This window comes from Bacillus sp. LJBV19, from assembly GCF_017797845.1.
In the GTDB taxonomy this organism is placed as follows: domain Bacteria; phylum Bacillota; class Bacilli; order Bacillales; family Bacillaceae; genus Bacillus; species Bacillus velezensis.
Window position 1 is genome coordinate 3,315,137 of sequence record NZ_CP072563.1, and the last position, 18,748, is coordinate 3,333,884.

At 44.1% G+C, this 18,748-nt stretch carries 21 protein-coding genes, 1 tRNA gene and 1 pseudogene; 10 read left to right on the forward strand and 13 right to left on the reverse strand.

Going from position 1 to position 18,748, the window contains the following annotated elements; translation table 11 throughout:
* Window positions 1–13: 13 nt before the first annotated feature.
* From J6600_RS16150 to J6600_RS16160, 3 genes are all read right to left on the reverse strand, one after another.
* Window positions 14–1,831 (reverse strand): polysaccharide biosynthesis protein, encoded by a 1,818-nt coding sequence (locus J6600_RS16150; RefSeq protein ID WP_021495233.1) that lies wholly within the window; start codon window positions 1,829–1,831, stop codon window positions 14–16.
* Between the two features lie 223 nt (window positions 1,832–2,054).
* Window positions 2,055–2,735, reverse strand: coding sequence for a protein tyrosine kinase EpsB (locus J6600_RS16155; RefSeq protein WP_007407393.1), 681 nt, complete (start codon window positions 2,733–2,735; stop codon window positions 2,055–2,057).
* A 5-nt stretch (window positions 2,736–2,740) separates the two neighbouring features.
* Entirely contained in the window at window positions 2,741–3,448 is a 708-nt protein-coding gene (locus tag J6600_RS16160) for a YveK family protein (RefSeq protein ID WP_007613932.1), read from the reverse strand.
* 244 nt (window positions 3,449–3,692) lie between these two features.
* Here J6600_RS16160 and slrR point away from each other — a divergent pair, with 244 nt between their 5' ends.
* From slrR to J6600_RS16175, 3 genes are all read left to right on the forward strand, one after another.
* The gene (gene slrR / locus J6600_RS16165; RefSeq protein WP_007407395.1) at window positions 3,693–4,148 is read left to right on the forward strand and encodes an HTH-type transcriptional regulator SlrR; all 456 of its coding nucleotides are present in this window, start codon (window positions 3,693–3,695) and stop codon (window positions 4,146–4,148) included.
* 80 nt (window positions 4,149–4,228) lie between these two features.
* On the forward strand, window positions 4,229–5,677 hold the full coding sequence (locus J6600_RS16170) for a carboxylesterase/lipase family protein (RefSeq protein ID WP_032863899.1): 1,449 nt from the start codon (window positions 4,229–4,231) through the stop codon (window positions 5,675–5,677).
* A gap of 141 nt (window positions 5,678–5,818) precedes the next feature.
* A complete protein-coding gene (locus J6600_RS16175; RefSeq protein WP_014418938.1) occupies window positions 5,819–6,019 on the forward strand; it encodes a hypothetical protein in 201 nt (66 codons plus the stop codon).
* Window positions 6,020–6,050: 31 nt separating this feature from the next.
* Here J6600_RS16175 and J6600_RS16180 read toward each other — a convergent pair whose 3' ends face one another.
* Window positions 6,051–6,581, reverse strand: coding sequence for a dihydrofolate reductase family protein (locus J6600_RS16180; protein ID WP_163094210.1), 531 nt, complete (start codon window positions 6,579–6,581; stop codon window positions 6,051–6,053).
* A 79-nt stretch (window positions 6,582–6,660) separates the two neighbouring features.
* Complete coding sequence (locus J6600_RS16185; RefSeq protein ID WP_209387615.1) at window positions 6,661–7,290, reverse strand: YczE/YyaS/YitT family protein; 630 nt, start codon at window positions 7,288–7,290, stop codon at window positions 6,661–6,663.
* Between the two features lie 133 nt (window positions 7,291–7,423).
* On the opposite strand from J6600_RS16185, the gene paiA reads away from it, so the two are divergent.
* Window positions 7,424–7,942: a spermidine/spermine N(1)-acetyltransferase gene (paiA, locus tag J6600_RS16190; protein ID WP_047936230.1), complete on the forward strand. Its 519-nt coding sequence runs from the start codon at window positions 7,424–7,426 to the stop codon at window positions 7,940–7,942.
* Between the two features lie 43 nt (window positions 7,943–7,985).
* Here paiA and J6600_RS16195 read toward each other — a convergent pair whose 3' ends face one another.
* The 4 genes from J6600_RS16195 to J6600_RS16210 form a co-directional block, all read right to left on the reverse strand.
* Window positions 7,986–8,474 carry a phenolic acid decarboxylase gene (locus tag J6600_RS16195; RefSeq protein WP_014305882.1) on the reverse strand — a complete coding sequence of 163 codons (489 nt, stop codon included), beginning with the start codon at window positions 8,472–8,474 and terminating at the stop codon, window positions 7,986–7,988.
* Between the two features lie 21 nt (window positions 8,475–8,495).
* Complete coding sequence (locus J6600_RS16200; protein WP_094296313.1) at window positions 8,496–8,951, reverse strand: DUF3237 domain-containing protein; 456 nt, start codon at window positions 8,949–8,951, stop codon at window positions 8,496–8,498.
* A 214-nt stretch (window positions 8,952–9,165) separates the two neighbouring features.
* Window positions 9,166–9,450 carry a DUF1433 domain-containing protein gene (locus J6600_RS16205; protein WP_100262144.1) on the reverse strand — a complete coding sequence of 95 codons (285 nt, stop codon included), beginning with the start codon at window positions 9,448–9,450 and terminating at the stop codon, window positions 9,166–9,168.
* Between the two features lie 137 nt (window positions 9,451–9,587).
* The gene (locus J6600_RS16210) at window positions 9,588–9,902 is read right to left on the reverse strand and encodes a DUF1433 domain-containing protein (RefSeq protein ID WP_021495239.1); all 315 of its coding nucleotides are present in this window, start codon (window positions 9,900–9,902) and stop codon (window positions 9,588–9,590) included.
* Window positions 9,903–9,958: 56 nt separating this feature from the next.
* Here J6600_RS16210 and J6600_RS16215 point away from each other — a divergent pair, with 56 nt between their 5' ends.
* From J6600_RS16215 to J6600_RS16225, 4 genes and pseudogenes are all read left to right on the forward strand, one after another.
* Window positions 9,959–11,392, forward strand: coding sequence for a lipase (locus tag J6600_RS16215; protein WP_411859537.1), 1,434 nt, complete (start codon window positions 9,959–9,961; stop codon window positions 11,390–11,392).
* Between the two features lie 13 nt (window positions 11,393–11,405).
* On the forward strand, window positions 11,406–11,717 hold the full coding sequence (locus J6600_RS16220) for a hypothetical protein (RefSeq protein ID WP_095270733.1): 312 nt from the start codon (window positions 11,406–11,408) through the stop codon (window positions 11,715–11,717).
* A pseudogene (locus J6600_RS19880) lies at window positions 11,717–11,875 on the forward strand (DUF6262 family protein); the annotation flags it as partial. The gene J6600_RS16220 and the pseudogene J6600_RS19880, both read left to right, overlap by 1 nt.
* Before the next feature lie 95 nt (window positions 11,876–11,970).
* On the forward strand, window positions 11,971–12,822 hold the full coding sequence (locus tag J6600_RS16225; RefSeq protein ID WP_095270736.1) for a pentapeptide repeat-containing protein: 852 nt from the start codon (window positions 11,971–11,973) through the stop codon (window positions 12,820–12,822).
* Window positions 12,823–12,924: 102 nt separating this feature from the next.
* Here J6600_RS16225 and J6600_RS16230 read toward each other — a convergent pair whose 3' ends face one another.
* From J6600_RS16230 to J6600_RS16245, 4 genes are all read right to left on the reverse strand, one after another.
* Window positions 12,925–13,308, reverse strand: coding sequence for a phage integrase N-terminal SAM-like domain-containing protein (locus J6600_RS16230; protein ID WP_245207591.1), 384 nt, complete (start codon window positions 13,306–13,308; stop codon window positions 12,925–12,927).
* Window positions 13,309–13,507: 199 nt separating this feature from the next.
* Window positions 13,508–13,583, reverse strand: a tRNA-Arg gene (locus tag J6600_RS16235).
* Between the two features lie 215 nt (window positions 13,584–13,798).
* The gene (locus J6600_RS16240) at window positions 13,799–15,268 is read right to left on the reverse strand and encodes a glycoside hydrolase family 32 protein (RefSeq protein ID WP_163094212.1); all 1,470 of its coding nucleotides are present in this window, start codon (window positions 15,266–15,268) and stop codon (window positions 13,799–13,801) included.
* A gap of 14 nt (window positions 15,269–15,282) precedes the next feature.
* The gene (locus J6600_RS16245; RefSeq protein WP_007613980.1) at window positions 15,283–16,515 is read right to left on the reverse strand and encodes an MFS transporter; all 1,233 of its coding nucleotides are present in this window, start codon (window positions 16,513–16,515) and stop codon (window positions 15,283–15,285) included.
* 387 nt (window positions 16,516–16,902) lie between these two features.
* Here J6600_RS16245 and J6600_RS16250 point away from each other — a divergent pair, with 387 nt between their 5' ends.
* Both J6600_RS16250 and clpP read left to right on the forward strand, forming a co-directional pair.
* Window positions 16,903–17,877 carry a LacI family DNA-binding transcriptional regulator gene (locus tag J6600_RS16250; protein ID WP_015418285.1) on the forward strand — a complete coding sequence of 325 codons (975 nt, stop codon included), beginning with the start codon at window positions 16,903–16,905 and terminating at the stop codon, window positions 17,875–17,877.
* Between the two features lie 245 nt (window positions 17,878–18,122).
* A complete protein-coding gene (gene clpP, locus J6600_RS16255) occupies window positions 18,123–18,719 on the forward strand; it encodes an ATP-dependent Clp endopeptidase proteolytic subunit ClpP (RefSeq protein WP_003151513.1) in 597 nt (198 codons plus the stop codon).
* The last annotated feature ends 29 nt before the right edge of the window (window positions 18,720–18,748 follow it).

An 18,748-nucleotide genomic window follows, 5' to 3' on the forward strand; every position in this document is an offset into this window, starting at 1 on the left:
TTCTGTCCTCCCATCACACGCCTGCGGCCGCTTCTTCATGTACTGATTCGATCGCCTCAAACAGCCTTTTTCTCAGCTCTTCTTCAGGCAGACGGCTGAATTCCTCCATAAAACGGATGAGCACGGCCCAATTCCCGTCCACCGCTTTCCCGATATGGATTTTCGGAAAAATCTGCTCCGTATGTACTTCATTATGATTCAGCAATTCTTCATACATCTTTTCTCCCGGACGGATGCCGGAGAATTCGATGGGAATCTGTTCTGTCGTATAGCCTGATAAATGAATCAGGTTTTTTGCCAGATCGACAATTTTGACGGGTTCTCCCATATCCAGAACGAAAATCTGCCGCCCTTTTGCAAGCGCCCCCGCCTGAATGACGAGTCTTGACGCTTCGGGAATCGTCATAAAATATCTTGTCATCGCCGGGTGCGTGACGGTGACGGGTCCGCCTTTTTCAATCTGCTTTTTGAAAATCGGAATGACGCTGCCGCGGCTTCCAAGCACATTTCCGAAACGGACGGCGGCGAATTTGGTGCGGCTGATCTTTCCGAGGTTCATGATGACCATTTCCGCAAACCGTTTCGTCGCGCCCATGACATTGGCCGGATTGACCGCTTTGTCAGAAGAAATCAGCACGAATGTTTCCGTTCCGCACATGTCGGCGGCTTCGGCGACATTTTTCGTGCCGATGATGTTGTTTTTAACGGCTTCTTCCGGATTATGTTCCATTAACGGCACATGTTTATGGGCAGCCGCATGATAGACGACGTGCGGCTCGTATTTTTTCATCAAAGTAAAGATTTTATCTCTGTCCTGAATATCGGCGATCTCCGCGTGAAAGAGCACCTCTTTGCCGAAGCGTGCGGACAGCTCGGTATGTACGGAATGAATGCTGTTCTCCCCGTGGCCGAGAAGGACGATTTCCCGCGGAAGAAACGCGCTGATCTGGCGGCAGATCTCAGAACCGATTGAGCCGCCGGCGCCCGTGACCAGAATCGTTTTTCCCTTGATGCTGTCAGAAATTTTGCTCGTATCAAGGGTGACCGGCTTTCTGCCGAGCAGATCTTCGGCTTTTACATCCCTGATGTGTCCGGCAGCCTGCGTTCCGAGCAGGATCTCATCAAATTGCGGCATGATTTTAATATGGGCGCCCGTCTGCACACATTCTTTGTATAACGTCTGAAGCTCATGGGTGCAAAGAGACGGAATGGCGATGATAATATGGTGAATTCTCAGCCTCTGCACCGCCGGCATAATGCTTTCTTTTCCGCCGATGACGGGCAGGCCCATGATTTCGAGCTTATGCTTCGTCTGATCATCATCAATAAAAGCCACAGGCATGATTCCGAGATCGTTTTTCTGGGTAAGCTGACGGACGAGCAGCGTCCCCCCCGCACCTGCGCCGATGATCAGCGCCCGGGAAGAGTCATTTTGCTTCCTGCCGATCGTTTCTTTCAGCACCCGTGAAATCATCCGGCTTCCTCCGATGAACAATAGCTGAACCATCCAGCTGACGGCCAACAGCCGGAACAAAATCGTGTGGAACACCCCGTATTGGACGGCGGCTGTCACAGCTGCGGACAGCGTGATCCCCTTCAGCAGATCAAGCAGCTCGCCTATTCCCGTGTACGTCCATACCTGCTTATACTGGTGAAACATAAAAGCGCATACATGATGGCTGATCAGCATGCTCACGGCAGTCAGCAGCAACGCTCCGGAGTCATAAAAGTGATAAGAATCCTCAAAAAATTGATATCCTATAACAACGGAAAGTAAAACGAGATACGTATCCAATGCAAAAATCATTGAAAGTCTTCTCCGGTAAGTCAATCTTTCCCCTCCTCATTTATCGGTTTAGCTGATACGGTTTTCGTAAAAAAACAGACATAACAGCTAAGCCGATAACAATGCATCATCTTAAGATAAAATTGGGCATTTAACCCGTCCTCACACCCCGCCACCGACGACCAGCATCTAAGGCAGCGAAAAACGCCGCCCACAGCAGAGCCGAGTGCCTCCGTTGATAAAGGTAAGGAGACATCACCTGCACCGCTCAATACGAGTAGTGCTCCGTTTTTTTGATTTTCTTTTTATTCAGCAGCGCCCCCAAAAGCTTTGCCTTTGACTGCTGGAGCGCGTCTCTCGCCTTTTGGACGGTATCCATTTTCGTTTTTCCGCTCAAGACGACGAGAACGCTTCCATCTGTCTGGTTCGCTAAAATCTGTCCGTCCGCCACAGCCAAAAGCGGAGGTGAATCGAAAATAACCAGACTGTACCGGCTGTACATCTCCTGAATCAGCTCTCCCATCGCCTTTGAAGATAAAAGCTCAGCCGGATTCGGCGGCGTCGGCCCGCTCGTTAAGACGTAAAGGTTATCAATCAGCGTTTTTTGCACCGTTTCGCCGAGGGAAGCGTTTCCGACTAACACATTCGTAAGGCCTTGTACATTTTCAAGCTGATAGGTCTCGTGTATCGTCGGTTTTCGTAAATCCGCATCGACGAGCAGCACCTTTTTTTCCTGCTGCGCAAATACCGCGGCAAGGTTGGCGGCGCTGAATGATTTTCCTTCTCCCGGAACGGAAGAAGTGACGAGAATAGAGCGCAAATGGGTCTGAACAGAGGAGAACTCAATATTTGTCCGAATGGTGCGGTATTGTTCAGCCACCAATGATTTGTGATGTAAAACGGATATTTGAGCCAGTCCCCTTCTTGATTTCTTTTTTCTGAATCCCAAACGCCTCACTCCCCGAAATGTTTTTCATCAGACCGTGTCTGCTGATTTTTGATGTCATACACAACCCCTAAAACAGGCAAGTCTGTTTTTTCGCTGAGCTGCCGCTCGCTTTTAACGGTTTCATCAAGAAAATGGAGAAAAAACGCAAGCGTCACACCCGCCATGAGAGCCGCACCGAACGCCATCATGATATTCCGGATGCGCGAAGGCTTGACCATCGGGCTTTCCGATGCTTTTGCCTCAGACAAAACAATGACGCCTTTTATATTCATCCTGTCACGGACTTCTTTTTTAAATGTCTTCATCAGCGTGTTCGCTATAGCGGCGGCCTGTTTCGGGTTCTCGTCCTGCACCGCTACGGTAATGATCTCTGAATCGGTTTCGCTGCTTGTCGTGATCTTTGCTTTTAAAGCGGATGCCGTCTCAGAAAGATGCAGCGTCTGTTTCACTTTCTCAAGCACTACCGGGCTTTTCATTATCGTTTGAAACGTATTGTTGTAATGAAGATTCAGCTGAACGTCGCTGAGATTCGAATTTTTTTCACCGCTTGTTTCATGAATGAGCACTTGGGTCGATGACTGATAAACGGGCGAAATCACCCGGAATTGGATGTATCCCGTCACCAGCGTTACAACTGCTGTCATGATAAAAATCAGTAAAAGTCTGTGTTTAATAATGTCAAATAATTCTTTAAAACTCATATTCTCATTCATGTAATTACAGCCTCATCCTTATTGCATCAGGCTTAAACGCCCCCTTCTGTTAATGATTGGATTATAAAAGAAAAGGTCGAAATTTGAAAATTTCAAATTAAGCCATTTAGTTCTTTTTAGAGAACATTATCATGATTTTCCTCTTATTTACTGCACTTACCTTATAATTTTAAATTTTATAAAGAACGAAAAATTTCTTATAATGAACAAAAAAATGCCAGTATACAGGGGAGAATTCAGCACAATGATTGGAAGAATAATTCGTTTATACCGCAGAAGAAAAGGCTACTCTATTAATCAGCTAGCAGTTGAAGCAGGTGTCTCTAAATCTTATTTAAGCAAGATAGAACGGGGGGTTCACTCAAATCCGTCCATCCAATTTCTGAAAAAAGTATCCGCCACCCTGCAGGTCGATCTGACGGAGCTTTTTGATGCCGAAACGATGCTGCATCACATGGGAGACACGGAAGATGAGTGGCGCATCCACCTTGTACAGGCCGTGCAGTCAGGCATGCCGAAAGAAGAACTGTTCACCTTTACGAACAAACTGACTGAAAAACGCCCGGAGCCCGCACCCTACCGCAACAGAAAACTGACTGAATCCAACATTGAGGAATGGAAAGCGCTGATGCAGGAAGCCAAAGAACTCGGCTTGTCCGTTCAGGAAGTCAGATCATTTTTAGAACGGAAGCGTTACTAATGATATGCTGATGAAAAGGCTTTTATTCGCTTCATGTCTTCATCTCTGTTTATAATGAAAAGAAAAAAGGGGATGAAATGATGACAAAACTTACCGTTCAAACCCGCTGCGGCGCACTGAAAGGAACTGCCGGCCGCGGCGTCCGCACATGGAAGGGCATACCGTACGCGAAGCCGCCCGTCGGAGAGCTCAGATTTAAAGCGCCGGAGCCGCCCGCACCTTGGGACGGCGTAAAACATGCCGACTCGTTCGGACCGATTTGTCCGCAGCCGGATGATATGCTGTCTATATCGTTTTCCGGAGATATACCGGCTCAATCTGAAGATTGCCTTTACCTCAATGTTTTCGCCCCCGATTCAGAGGGCGAAAAAAAGCCTGTCATGGTATGGATACACGGCGGGGCATTTTATTTAGGTGCCGGAAGCGAACCGCTTTACGACGGATCTGCTCTTGCCGCTGACGGAGATGTCATTGTAGTGACACTCAATTACAGGCTCGGACCGTTAGGCTTTTTACATTTGTCTTCTATTCATGACGCGTATTCCTCCAATATTGGGCTGCTCGATCAGATCGCCGCGCTGCGCTGGGTGAAGGACAATATCTCCGAATTCGGAGGAGACCCGGATAACGTCACGATATTTGGTGAATCGGCAGGCGGCATGAGCATCGCCTCCCTTATGGCAATGCCTGACGCAAAAGGCCTGTTTCATAAAGCCATTTTAGAAAGCGGCGCCTCCCATACGATCCCGGCGGACATGGCAAAAGACATCGCGGCTGCTTTTATTCATGAAGCCGGCACTGATCAATTGCAGGAGCTTTCCGTTAATGACCTGCTTAAGACTGCGGATAAAGTGCGGCGCTCACTAGATCAAAACATTTTTCAGCTTTTGTTTCAGCCCGCCATCGATCCGGCCACATTGCCTGCGGAACCGGTGAAAGCCATAGCAGACGGGGCCGCAGAAGGCATACCTATGATCATCGGAACCAATCGTGATGAAGCATATTTGTTTTTCACCCCTGATACAGATATTCATTCCGAGAAAAAGCAGCAAGATTATTTGCATTATCACCTCGGAGAGAACTGCACCGAACAAGCGGCAGATTTATATCCGCATTCATTAAAGGGACAAATCGATATGATGACGGATCTGATTTTCTGGCGGCCGGCTGTCGCTTTCGCACAAGGACAGTCGCAGCACGCACCGGTCTGGATGTACCGCTTTGATTGGCATGGCGAAACACCGCCGTTTCATAAAGCCGTTCACGCTCTGGAATTGCCGTTTGTGTTCGGAAACTTTGATTCTTTGAGAAAGACGCTGCAAGAACCGCTCGGTGATGACGCAGAACAGCTTTCCAAACAAATCCAATCCGCATGGCTCGCTTTTGCAAAAACCGGAAACCCGAACACCTCTCACTTCAATTGGCCTGAATATGAAACCGATTCACGCGATACTTTGCTTCTCAACACGGATACAGCTGTCGAAAGTGATCCCGATGCAGCAAAACGCCGCATCCTGTTTCAAGCATAAAAAACGCCAAGGGAGCCGGCTCCCTTGGCGTTTCGTTTTCATCTTACTTCAGACATCGCAGAATATCCATTTCCACATTACCCCTGATATGTTATATTCTATCCTAATAAGTTAAACAAACATTCATAAAGGAGTTTTTATATGGAGAAATCAAGTATTATCGGCACAGCTGCCGTTATAATCGGGGCGCTTATGACCTTAGTTTCATTTATCTTCCTGCGCGACACTGATTTCTATGCTGTGAGGTGGATAGGGGTTGTTATCATGGTTGCAGGGTTTTCATGCGGGCCGGCCCACACCATTTCAAAACATAAAAACAAACATGAAAAAGAAACCCGGTAACCTTTACTGGGTTTCTTTCATACACTTCATTTTATCTCACTTCATAATGCAACTCCGCAAATTGCTTATAGCGCCTGACATCAGTCAGCTTCAGCCCTGTCTCCCGGTCTCCGGGTTTGAACAAAGAAATTCCGCGGCCGAGCAGAACGGGGGCGATCTGAATGATAAACTCATCGACAAGTTTTTCCTCCAAAACCGGGTGCAGCAGATCACTCCCGCCGACAATCCAAATCCGCTTGCCTTCTTGGCGTTTCAATGCTTTTATAAAATCGGCAGGCTCTTCCTGAATAAACCGCACATGTTCAGTACGCCCGGTCAATGTCCGCGAAAACACATAGCATTCTTTACCTTTGTACGGAAATTCCTCAGGCAATAAAACCAATATGTCCTCGTATGTTTTTCTGCCCATGATGATCGTATCGACAGATTCATAGAAAGCTTCATAATCGGTGCCGTCTTCACCTTCAGTTCCGATTAACCAATCTAAAGAGTGATTTTCCCGCGCAAGATAGCCATCTGCGCTGACAGCTCCGTAAAAAACGAGCTTTCTTTGACCGCTCATAACAATCCCTCCCCCTTTTTTATTATACCTTGAACATGCGGATGAAATAAAAAATGATAGAACCGGATAAAAACCCCTGCTACCGGGTTTTCGTTTCTTCCTGCTTTGGAGATGCTGTTAATATGCCGTCTATCCATCTTCCGGTAATCGGCATAAAGAAATGAAGGATGATCCCTCCTAAACAAACGGTTAATAACGTTCCGATGCCTACCGGACCTTTTAGCATCACGGCCAGTATGAAAAATATGAAGTAAATGACCGTTCTTGAAAAAAAGATGCTTCTCCCGGTTAAATCGCGGACAATTATCGTTAACCGATCAACCGGGATCGGGGCGAAATTTGTGTGCAGATAGGTTGCGGTTCCTATCCCTATCACAACTAAACCGATTGCAAAACAGCCCGCTTTTCCGTACCATAGTTCAGGTGTTATGACTCGATGCAGAAAAAAAAGCCACATATCAATCCCGATTCCCGTTATAAACGCCGTAATCATCCCTGAAAATTCCGGCCTTTGCCTTTTTAACATTGAATTACAGCAAATTAACAGGAAAGCGATGATGATTTCCCAGCTTCCCACGGTAAGCCCTGCATGGACGGACAATCCCACAATAAGCGCATCAAAAGGCGATGTTCCAAGATCTGATTGAATCGTGACAGAAATACCAAAGGTCAAGATCATGATTCCTAAAACATAAAAAACATATTTCACTTTATCGTCCTCATTTTCTTATTTTATGTTGCAAATACAACAAAATTACGGTATGTTTACTATACGGTATTTTCATTGCAAATACAACAAAAAATCAGCTGATATGATAAATGAAGAAAGGAGCTGTATGACCATGAGTATTCAATTAAAAAAGTGCAGCCTTAACGATATAACAGAGCTCCGGGAGATAAGCATTGAAACATTCAATGATACATTTAAGGATCAAAATTCACCTGAAAATATGAAAGCTTATTTGGAAAATGCATTCCGCTCTGAACAGCTGAAAAAGGAATTATCCAATCTGTCTTCTCAATTCTATTTTGTTTATTATCATGATGACCTTGCGGGGTATGTAAAAGTCAACATGAACGAAGCACAGTCAGAAAAAATGGGGGAAGATTCTCTTGAGATTGAGAGAATTTATATAAGAAAAAACCACCAGAAACACGGACTCGGCAAATATCTGCTGAATGAAGCTGTGAAAATCGCAACAGCACACAATAAAAAGAACATCTGGCTGGGCGTATGGGAAAAAAACGAAAATGCAATCGCCTTTTATCAAAAAATGGGGTTTGTCCAAACCGGAGAACACTCTTTTTATATGGGGGATGATAAACAAGTCGACTTTATCATGACCAAAACCCTCTCGTAAAAGGATACAAAAAAAACCCGGACAAGCTGCCGGGTTTTTTCTCTTATTTTAATTTTCCCGCACGGATATCATCGGTCATTCCTTCGTACGGCGCTTCTGAAATCAATGTTTCGTTATTGATTCCCGCATTGTTGAGATACGTAATATCCGCAAACTCGGGAACGACATATTTCGGGTATGTTTCATATTTCTCACGTGACTCTTTCATCACGTCAATGTAATCATTTTGGTAGCACACCGTGATTTCCGGATGTTCATGCACCCATTTCGGGAAGAAAATAATTCCGTGCATCCGTTTTTCATTCGGCATAAAGTTTAAGGAAACGTCTGTGCCTGTCGGTTCAGTCCATGACACTTTGTATACGCCTTCTGTCAGCTTGACGATATTCACTTCCTGATCGCGCACCCAGCGGCCGCCTACCATTCCGCTATGAATCCGATAGTCGATCGTATGATCATTTTTAATATAGATTTCATACTCCCAGCCGTTTTCATACGTGTAAATCATATGGCTTCCGATAAAGTTTTCCATGTTGACTCACTCTCCATATTATTATTGAACTTCATAAATATCTAACCGAATGTCATCCGGCAATCTGACCGCAGCCCCGATAAACAGCCGGTCCTGCAGAAACTGATATGCCTCACTGCTTGTTTCAAACACAGGCACAGTGCGGAAATACACGTGCTCGGGATCAATGATGCGCCCCTCTGCAGCCTGTTGGCGGAACGGTTCACTGACTTGGCGGATGCCGTTGTTCTCTACATAGATGACTTCATGCTCCTCCGTCTCCAGCGCATATCTGGCAGAAAGATCGACCCGGCCGTTCGGACGGATGATCTGGGCATCTGCCCCGCCCGGAAGCACACGTCCCTTTACGGCGCCGCTGACCGTTCCGCCCCGTATCGGAATCAACTGCCTTTTCCCTAATCCAGTCTGCCCCGCAACGATCGGTTCATCCACTTCAATCTGCAGAGACATCACTTTTTTTAAAGAAGGTTCCTTCAAGACGTATCACCTCCCGAGTTATTATGTTTACTTAAACATGTAACTATTTACACATTTAATTGTAACGCTGTTAAAATGGACTGTCAAATAATGAGCTGTTTCCGGTTATGTTTTACAGTGTTCAATAAAAAAAGACAAGGGCGGCACATGCCGAAATCCTTGTCTTTTTCATTTGCTGTATGCTCATATCAAAAAACGCCAGACGAGCGTCTTCTTAGTAATCGCAATCTCTATCTCTGCATTCTTTCTTTCTTACAGCGTCTATTGAGTGCCCCATGATCTTGTCATTTGCCTTATCGTAAGTACCATCGAATTTATTCGATGTATCACCGTTGTAATAGCCAAATACCTCTATCCCGCCCATTGGATCTATTTCGTATTTATCTTTAAATGTAACGTTATGTATTCCTTCATAATTCGCTTTGGTAAATTTCTCCATTCGTTCTTGAGCAATCTTTATCTCTTCAGCCTGAACATTTTTATCATTCATACTCTTCATTATAAAGCCTCCGGCTGCTATTAAGATAACCATAAAGATAATAATATATTTTTTCACAGAATCATCCGTTCCATGAGTTATGATGAAGTTCGCGGACTAGAAAAAATGACCGGTGACATCCGGTGCATTTAGGCGTGTTAAGATTTTTCTTCCGCATCCACAGAGGAGCTCCCTATTTTGTCTCCTACAGGATCATATAAGCCGTCAAATTCTTTAGTTTTATCGCCGTTTAGATATCCTTCAACTGTAATTCCGCCGGTTGGATCAATAAAATAATCATCATAAGAAATTTTCTCTATACCCTTGTACTCACTACGCAAGTACTCGGTCATTTTACTTTTGGCTTTTTCGAAAAGAGCATTTTCTTCCTTTTTCACATCATATTGATGCTTCATAACCAACCCTCCAACGGTTATAATTAACACTAGAACAATAATAAGGTATTTTTTCAAAAAAAATCATCCCTTTCCCTACCCTATTTTACATGACAAGAAAGGTGCTGTATATCTTGAGCAAGAAAATCAGGACTTCAAACCTGACAGATGAAACATATTACAGGATGAGTCAACGTGCTTATAACTATGACTATCTTAAAAGGAAATTAGAGAAGAACGATTATATACGTATTAATTCCTCCATTTCAAAACCTACTTACTGGTACGTCGATCAAATAAAATCAGACGATAATACAGGACTTGATGCGGTTGTATTAGTACAAGCAGTGAAGAATAACGGAAAATGGATAAAATCAAAAAAACCTGAAAACGTGGTCGTCGCCTTTGCGGGAACCGATATCGCAAAAGACCCGATCAATGACGGCGTAAAAGCGGACGGCGGGAACATTGTTTTTGGAAGCGACCCCAAAAAAGAAGCTCATTATATCGTTGAAAAGGACGCGAAGGATACGTCTAAAACACTCGGAAAATATAACGGCACACCTTCTCAAGACGCGATGCTTACAACCGGAAACTATAAACTCATTACGAAAACATCGCAAATCGACCAAGCAGACCAACTCGTTAAAGAAGTTAAAAGAAAGTATAACGGAACATCGACGGTTGTTTCAACAACTGGCCATTCACTCGGAGGTGCAGAGGCCGAATACAGTGCAGTAAACAATGATATTTATGGGGTCGCGTTTAACAGCCCTTCTGTCGTCAAACTACATACTGATAATAAGCAAGAAGAAATAAACGATGGCTTGTACGACCCTTACGTGAGATCTATTATTAACCCGGATGATATGGTCGGAGCTGGTTATTGGAACGAATATGACCGCCACAACGGGACCACAATTTACACAAAAAACCCTGCACTTTCACAGATCAATCGCAAACAAAGACTGAGTGGAAGATGGGGTGACCAAATCGAAAAGAACCTCGTCTACTTTATAGATACTGTTATTCTTCGAAATCCTGATACACACGGTCTAAATGAAGCCAACTTTACGTTTGATGAAAACGGCAATATCACGAATGTAAACGGTGATGAGCTTGTGTACGATAAAAACCTAAACGCAATGCTTCCGGCTGGCGCAATCGGTGGCGGTGATGCCATTAAAGTAACTCCCAAAAGCGCCAAAAAACTTGCCGAAAAAGTTGACGCGATGGTCGAGGATCTCAGAACGATGAAAAAAGAAGCGCAGAATGCCTATCAAGAGCACGACGAAAAAGTTGCTGAACTAATAACGGAATTTTACGGTCAAGTTGGGCATGGCTTTTATGATCAGCTTAATTCACAGGATGTAACAAATACGTTAGAGGATATAGCCCAATCTTACGATAAAGGGCCGATATTTTACGACACACAAGCTGAACAATCATTCATAGATTCACTACAGGCAGCGATTACAGACCTTGAGGAAATAGGCGGTTTCTTGAATAAAATCGCCGACGACTTTGAGGAAAAAGATCAAATGCTTGCCAATTGGCTAAGATTATAGGAGTGACAAAGCAATGCCAACGTTAGATAACCTTTTAGAACATAAAGATGATCCAATGCGAAAACAGCTTCAGCGTCAAATGTTAAAAGCAGGTATGACGCAAGTGGCAAATACTAAACTTGAGACGGTTCGAAAAAACCTTAAACCAAAGTTCGAAATGAATTCGTTGCGGGAAGAATTAAACGATGTTTATTCAGTCCTTTTATACAGTTTCGAGGGAAAAGCGCAAAGAGCACTTGCTCAGCGTATCAGTGAAAGTGCCAAGCTTATTGTTAATGTGGAGAACGACGGAGAAACTTTCGTTAATAGCTTTAAAACTAGATAAAAAGCCCCTCTGCAAAGCAAGTTAAGTATGAAATGAACGAAAATAATAAAGATGCGATTATCGAGTCATTAAAGCGGAAAGTTAAGCGACTAGAGCATGAACAAAGATTTTAGAAACCAATTAAAAGTAGCGTAGCAGAAGTCTACAAAAAGTTCTAGTTGACAAGGTATTTATTATTTAACAATCAAGATTGTTTAGGAATCTTGTATATTAAACTCAAAAGTTATTTAACTAAAGATAAGAGGGTATAAAAATGGATAATGAAACAGCCAAAAATATTAGAGAAAGTTTAACGGCTGATTGTACGAAGTGCTTTGGACTTTGCTGCACAGCGCTTAATATTGTAGCATCAAGCGATTTTCCAATTAACAAGCCAGCAGGTGCACCTTGTGTTAATTTACAATCTGATTATGGTTGTCAAATTCACAGCAACTTACGAGAGAAAGGTTTTAAGGGCTGTACAGTGTTTGACTGTTTAGGTTCTGGACAAGTTGTTTCTCAAATTACTTTTAAAGGTCAAAGTTGGCGAGATAATCCTGAAATTAGAGAAAAAATGTTCCGAGTGTTTCCGATCATGGAACAAATACATGAAATGATTGCGTACACGGCAGAAGCCTTGTCGTATGACATTCCCCATGCTTTGTCTGATAAATTGAGTGTGCAGTTAAAAGAATTGCAGAACTTAACAAAACTCGATGCTGAAGAATTATTATCTCTTGATCTAGTGGTGTACAGATTTCCATTAAACAAATTGCTTTCGGAAACCAGCGAGTATATTCGGGAAAGCTTAATTTCAAAGTTACCTGACACTAAAAATGCCAAGAATTATAATTACGAAAGAGCCGATTGGATTGGCAAAAAATTAAGAGGTAAAGATTTAAGGGCGTTAGATTTAAGGGGAGCATATTTAATTGCTGCAGATATGAGGAATGCAGATTTAAGAGGTGTTGATTTTATTGGCGCTGATTTGCGTGATGCTGATTTAAGGGGAGCAGACTTATCTACGAGTATGTTTTTAACTCAAATGCAAATTAATTCGGCTAAAGGTGATGTAAAGACAACATTCCCCTCTCATATACAACGACCTTCCCATTGGATTAACTAATTTTGTTCAGTTTGTGTATTGAAGGAAACTTTTTGAAGATGGTCTTACTATCAGTCTTATTCCAGAAAAGGACGCTTTAATTGAATAAAAGGAAAGCACATATTAGTCATGTATAATATATGATTTATGCTTTCCTTTCCCGCGCTTAGTCATTCGGCTAAGGATCGACTTTATGCCGCCTAAACGGATATTTATCGTTACTGGCGAAAGGTCGCGTACGTTGAGCATCGTTGATATATAGGACCGCAGATGATCTTCCGTAATGTTCGTTACGTTATCCGTCGGCTGTATGCCGGCCACTTCCATAAATACCGCCCAATACTTCCGATAATCATTGATCGTTCTGTCGCGATAGTTCTCCGTTTCAAATAGCTCGCATACGATCCCTAACGCTTCGTGAACGGATTTCGCCGCTTTGAAGCTCTTTTCTATTCCGTCAGTCTCGCGCCGATTCCTGACGCCTTGCCTGCGTTTTAAAACCGCCATAACAAAAAACCTCCCGGATTTATTTATCCGCGAGGTTACGTTTGCTGAATCGGACTATTTCGTTTTAGGAGAAGCGAGCCGACCGATTAAAGCCGGGCCCGTTCTTTACCGGTTCGCGCCCTTCCGGACACTTTTCGTACACTTAATGCTTAACGGACCGTCGGAAAACGTTGATATGACGGGGTTATAACGTATTGGACGCGCTCGGAGGGATTCGAACCCCCGACAGACGTGGTACCGGAAACCACCGCTCTATCCAACTGAGCTACGAGCGCACGTTTTTTCAATCAGATACCTTTATATTATAATAAAGAAACGCACAGAAAGCAACTCTTTTTTGATAATGCACAACAGGATTATGCAGCGTCCTCATGCAGCATAATCCTGCATCGTATAACGGCATTGATTTTCACAAAAAAACCATTTCAGGCGGACTGCCCCCGGCTCAGTACATTTTCAGCCACTGCAGAAAAAGCGGTAATCACCCGTTTCAGCTTTTTTTCCAAATGTCCTTTAACGTCCAATAGGTGAATTCCTCAACCTTTACGGCGCCTTTCTCAGAAAACAGCTCAATCCCCAATCTGCCTTCATTCGGATAGATACGGCTTGTCATCGTTGTTTCTCCATGATTGGCGAATACTTCAATCGAGGATCTGTCAATAAAGATACGCAGCGCCAGCTTGCCGTTTGTATCCGTCTGCACCCTTCTCACACCGTCTTTCGCTTTCCCCATCTTGGTGCAATCAAGTGTCAGCTTTTTATCCGTCAGATTGTATGTCAGCACAAGTTCTTCTTCGTCAAGGCCGCGAATCTTAAAACCTGCCGTTTCGGCATCAGAATCGTTTATATCAAACACGACTCGGACTTCAAGCAGGTCTTCGGACGTCTTTGCCAAGTAACTCCCTGAAACCGATCGTCCGGCACATTCCCGATATTCCATTTTCCGCAGCTGCTTGGTTTCTTCCACGGGATTCATCAAAAGTTTATGATCATCATGCAAAGTCAGTTCTCGCGGCAAAGTCAGTGCACCGCACCATCCGTCCGCTTTTGTCGGCATCTCAGATTCCCACATATCCATCCAGCCGATGGCAATTCTGCGTCCTTTATCATCTAATAATGTTTGCACGGCGTAAAAGTCATGGCCGTGATCCAGTTCTTTAAAAGCGCCGTGTGTAAATTTGTTTGTTTCATCATGATAGTCACCGATTAAATAACCGGTTTGATGTAAATTTTGATAGGAATCACCGTCCGCCTCGATCCCCTGGGGCGAAATCAGCAGGACATGTTTGCCGCCTAATTCAAAGAAATCAGGACATTCCCACATATAGCCGAGATTACCGTCACTTTGGGCGAGAACCCCCGCGTATTCCCAATCACGCAAATCAGGTGAACGGTATAAAACGACCCGTCCGACGTTTTCTTTTGAGGAGTTGCCGATGACCATATACCAAACATCGCGATGCTTCCATACTTTCGGATCGCGGAAATGACGGGCGCTGTCTTCCGGCGGTTCCGCAATAACAGGGTTTTCCTGAAGCTTTTCAAACACGGTTCCATCTTGGCTGACAGCGATATTTTGAGTTTGATAGAATAGGTCTTTCTCTTGATCAATTATATTATGTCCTGTATAGATGAGGGCCAATCTTCCATGATCATCGACCGCGCTTCCCGAAAAACAGCCGCTTTGGTCGAATTCATCCCCCGGAGCTAAGGCAACCGGCAGGTGCTCCCAATGAATGAGATCTTTACTTTTTACATGTCCCCAATGCATCGGCCCCCAATGCTCATCATACGGATGATGCTGAAAAAAGACGTGGTATTCTCCTTTAAACTGAATAAGTCCGTTCGGATCATTGATCCAATTCGCCCGGGGCATAATATGGTACCCCAATCGATATCTTTGTTTCACTTTACCCTCGGCTTCCTTCAAAGCTTCTTCCGCCTGCTGAATTCTATCCATTTGTAACATCCTCTCTATCCGATTTTTTGCAGACGCTGGACACGCCTGCTGTTTTGTTTCGGGCCCAATAAAGTAAATATGGAAATGACGGTAAAACCGAAGACGACGATTCCCATGATGAGATAGGTTTGACGGAACCCCGCACTGTCATATAATCCTCCCGCAAGCGGCGACAGAATCGACGCGCCTGCCTGAGATGCGAATTGAAAACCGACGAGATAAAGGACGGACGACAGACGCGTATCAAAATTGGCAGCCAAATATTTAAAAACGGCGATCAGCATAATCGGCAGTTCCAGTGCGTGGATGAGTTTCATTGATGAAATGCCTACAGGCTCAACTGCAATTCCCGACCCGACGATGCGGAAAGCCATTAAAAACCCCGCTAAAATCAAACTGTTTTTCGCCCCGAACTTATTGACGATAAAAGGGGCAAGAAACATCATGCCGGCCTCCAAAAACACTTGGAATGAATTAAGGTAGCCGAATACTTGGTTACCCGTCGACACTGAAGGAAACAAAGACGCATAGTAGATCGGGAACTGCTGATCATATACACCGTAAATGCAAGTCACCCCGATAATGTACATCATAAAAAACCAGAAATCTCTTAGTAAAAAGAGCCGCCCCACATCTTTTAACCGGACCGAATCCGCTCTGTTTTTCTCATGATCGGTCATTTCAATTTTCACAGACATGATGATGGCCGTTAATATGACGGCTGAAACAGACGCGATCCAGAAGTTGATATTGGGATTGATATTGAAAAGCTGCCCTGCAAAAAATGCAGCCGCCGCCCAGCCCAGCGAGCCCCACATTCTTGATTTTCCATACTCGAAATCATACTTACGGCTGACCTTTTCAATGTACGTTTCAATCGCGCCTATCCCCGCCAAAAAAGCGGCTCCCAAATATAAGCCTCCGACAACGGCGCCAAGAAAGACGTTGTATTGTAAAAGCGGTCCATAGACGAAGATATAAAACGGACCCGTGAATATGAGAAGACAGCTGATCATAAACAATATCTTTTTCTTCAGCCCCAATTTGTCAGAGATAAAACCGTAAAGAGGCTGCATGCACAGGGCAAATACGGCGTTTACAGAAAAGATAATGCCTGTCGCTGATCCGTTTAAATTGATTTCCTGCCCTAACCAAATCGCAAATAAAGAATAGCTGGAAGACCAAGTAAAAAAGAAAAAGAAGAAATAAGCACTCAGTTTCCAATACAGACTTTTTGAGCTTTTCATTTGCACCGCTCCTTTAATAGGACCTTTTAATAGCCGTTTTAGAGCCGCATACTTTCTTCATATTCATCACATACATGCGAGCTCATAGTAAGCGCTTACTTTCCATCACTGTTTGATTCTTTCACTTTAATGCCGCCAGCCATCTCTCCATACCCGTCACTTCCCTTCACTCCATAAATAAAGCGCTTTCAAAAAGAATTGTATGTCAACCGGTTCCATATGTCAATCGGTTGACATAAAATTTTCTGATTATTTCAATCAAACCAAACACGCCCTCTTTATATGAAAACAGAAACATGGAATGTCCTTGCACATGTCAGCCTGATTCTCTAAAATAAGTGCGTGACGGAAATTGTAAGCCATTTCAGTAAGCAGGAGGGCACGGGAATGAAGCCTAACATTCATGATGTTGCGAAAATAGCGGGAGTTTCATCCACAACCGTTTCGCGGGTATTAAATAACCGCGGCTATATCAGCGAAAAAACAAAAGAAAAAGTGTACAAGGCGATGGAAGAAATCAATTACTTTCCAAACGATCTGGCCCGCTCTTTATTCCGAAAACGAACCAATTTAATAGGACTTATCATCCCAAACTCCAGCAATCCGTTTTTCGGCGAACTCGCCTTTCATATTGAAAGCATTTGTACGTCCATGGGCTACAAACTGCTGCTTTGCAACAGTTTACATCGAAAGGATAAGGAAGAAAAATATTTGGAGATGCTGATAAGAAACCAAGTGGACGGCGTGATCGCCGTGACTTACAACCGGGGAATTCTCAATGATCACAAGCAGAATCTGCCGATTGTCGCCATTGATCATTACTTATCGGACACGATTCCCGTCGTCGGCTCAGACAACTATGACGGCGGAAAAAAGGCGGCAGAACTGCTGATTGAAAAAGGGTGCCGGCACATCGTCCATATCAACGGCCCGATTGAACTCGAAACACCGGCAAACCTCAGAAGAAAAGCATACGAAGACGTCATGCATGAACACGGACGGAAGCCTATTACATATGAAGTACCCTTTTATCAGCATTACCATGACATTATTTCAACATTATTCGATGAACAGCCTGACACCGACGGAATTTTTGCCAGCGATGATATCATGGCGGCTGCAGTGATGACTGAGGCAAAAAAACGGGGAATAGACATCCCGAATCAATTAAAAGTGATCGGTTATGACGGCACTGAAACCGTTCAATCGGTTCTGCCGGACTTGGCAACCATCCAGCAGCCGATTGAATTGATTTCCAAAACAGCCATTGAGATTTTAGCAAAAGAAATTGAAGGCGAATTTGATGATTTGCCGCTGGAAACGTATTTGCCGGTACGGCTTTTGGAAGGGCGGACAACGTAGTCAGACCCTCAGCCGTACGTAGCGACGCGATTGCGGTCTATTTTGAGCGCTCCGGCCATATCATTTTCTCAAGCGCCGGTGCTGATCATCCTCATTTCCACTTTGCTGTTTGAACTTTTTGTTTTATGGGAAAAATGGTGTTAGAAGAAAAGGTTGGCATTTTGATCAGCGTTTTGTTTGACCTTTATTGACCAAAAATGTATCATGTAAATACATACTTACCTAAAAGGTGAAGGAGGAGCATTATGAATTTAATACCTACAGTCATTGAACAAACGAACCGCGGAGAAAGAGCTTATGACATTTACTCCCGTCTTTTGAAGGACCGTATTATCATGCTTGGATCTGCGATTGATGACAACGTTGCGAACTCCATCGTGTCACAGCTTTTATTCCTTGAAGCGGAAGACCCTGAAAAAGATATTTCCATTTACATTAACAGCCCTGGCGGATCAATCACTGCCGGTATGGCAATCTATGATACAATGCAGTTCATTAAACCGAAAGTATCCACGATCTGCATCGGTATGGCCGCTTCTATGGGAGCATTTTTACTTGCAGCCGGAGAAAAAGGCAAACGTTACGCGCTTCCTAACAGTGAAGTTATGATTCACCAGCCGCTTGGCGGAGCGCAAGGACAGGCGACAGAAATTGAAATCGCGGCAAAACGCATTCTCTTGCTTCGCGACAAATTAAACAAAGTGCTTGCTGAACGTACCGGCCAGCCGCTTGAAGTCATTGAGCGCGATACAGACCGCGACAACTTCAAATCAGCTGATGAAGCCTTAGAATACGGCTTAATCGATAAAGTGCTGACACGCAATACAGAAGACCAGAAGTAATGCCCAAAAAACCTGCAAGAGATGATGTC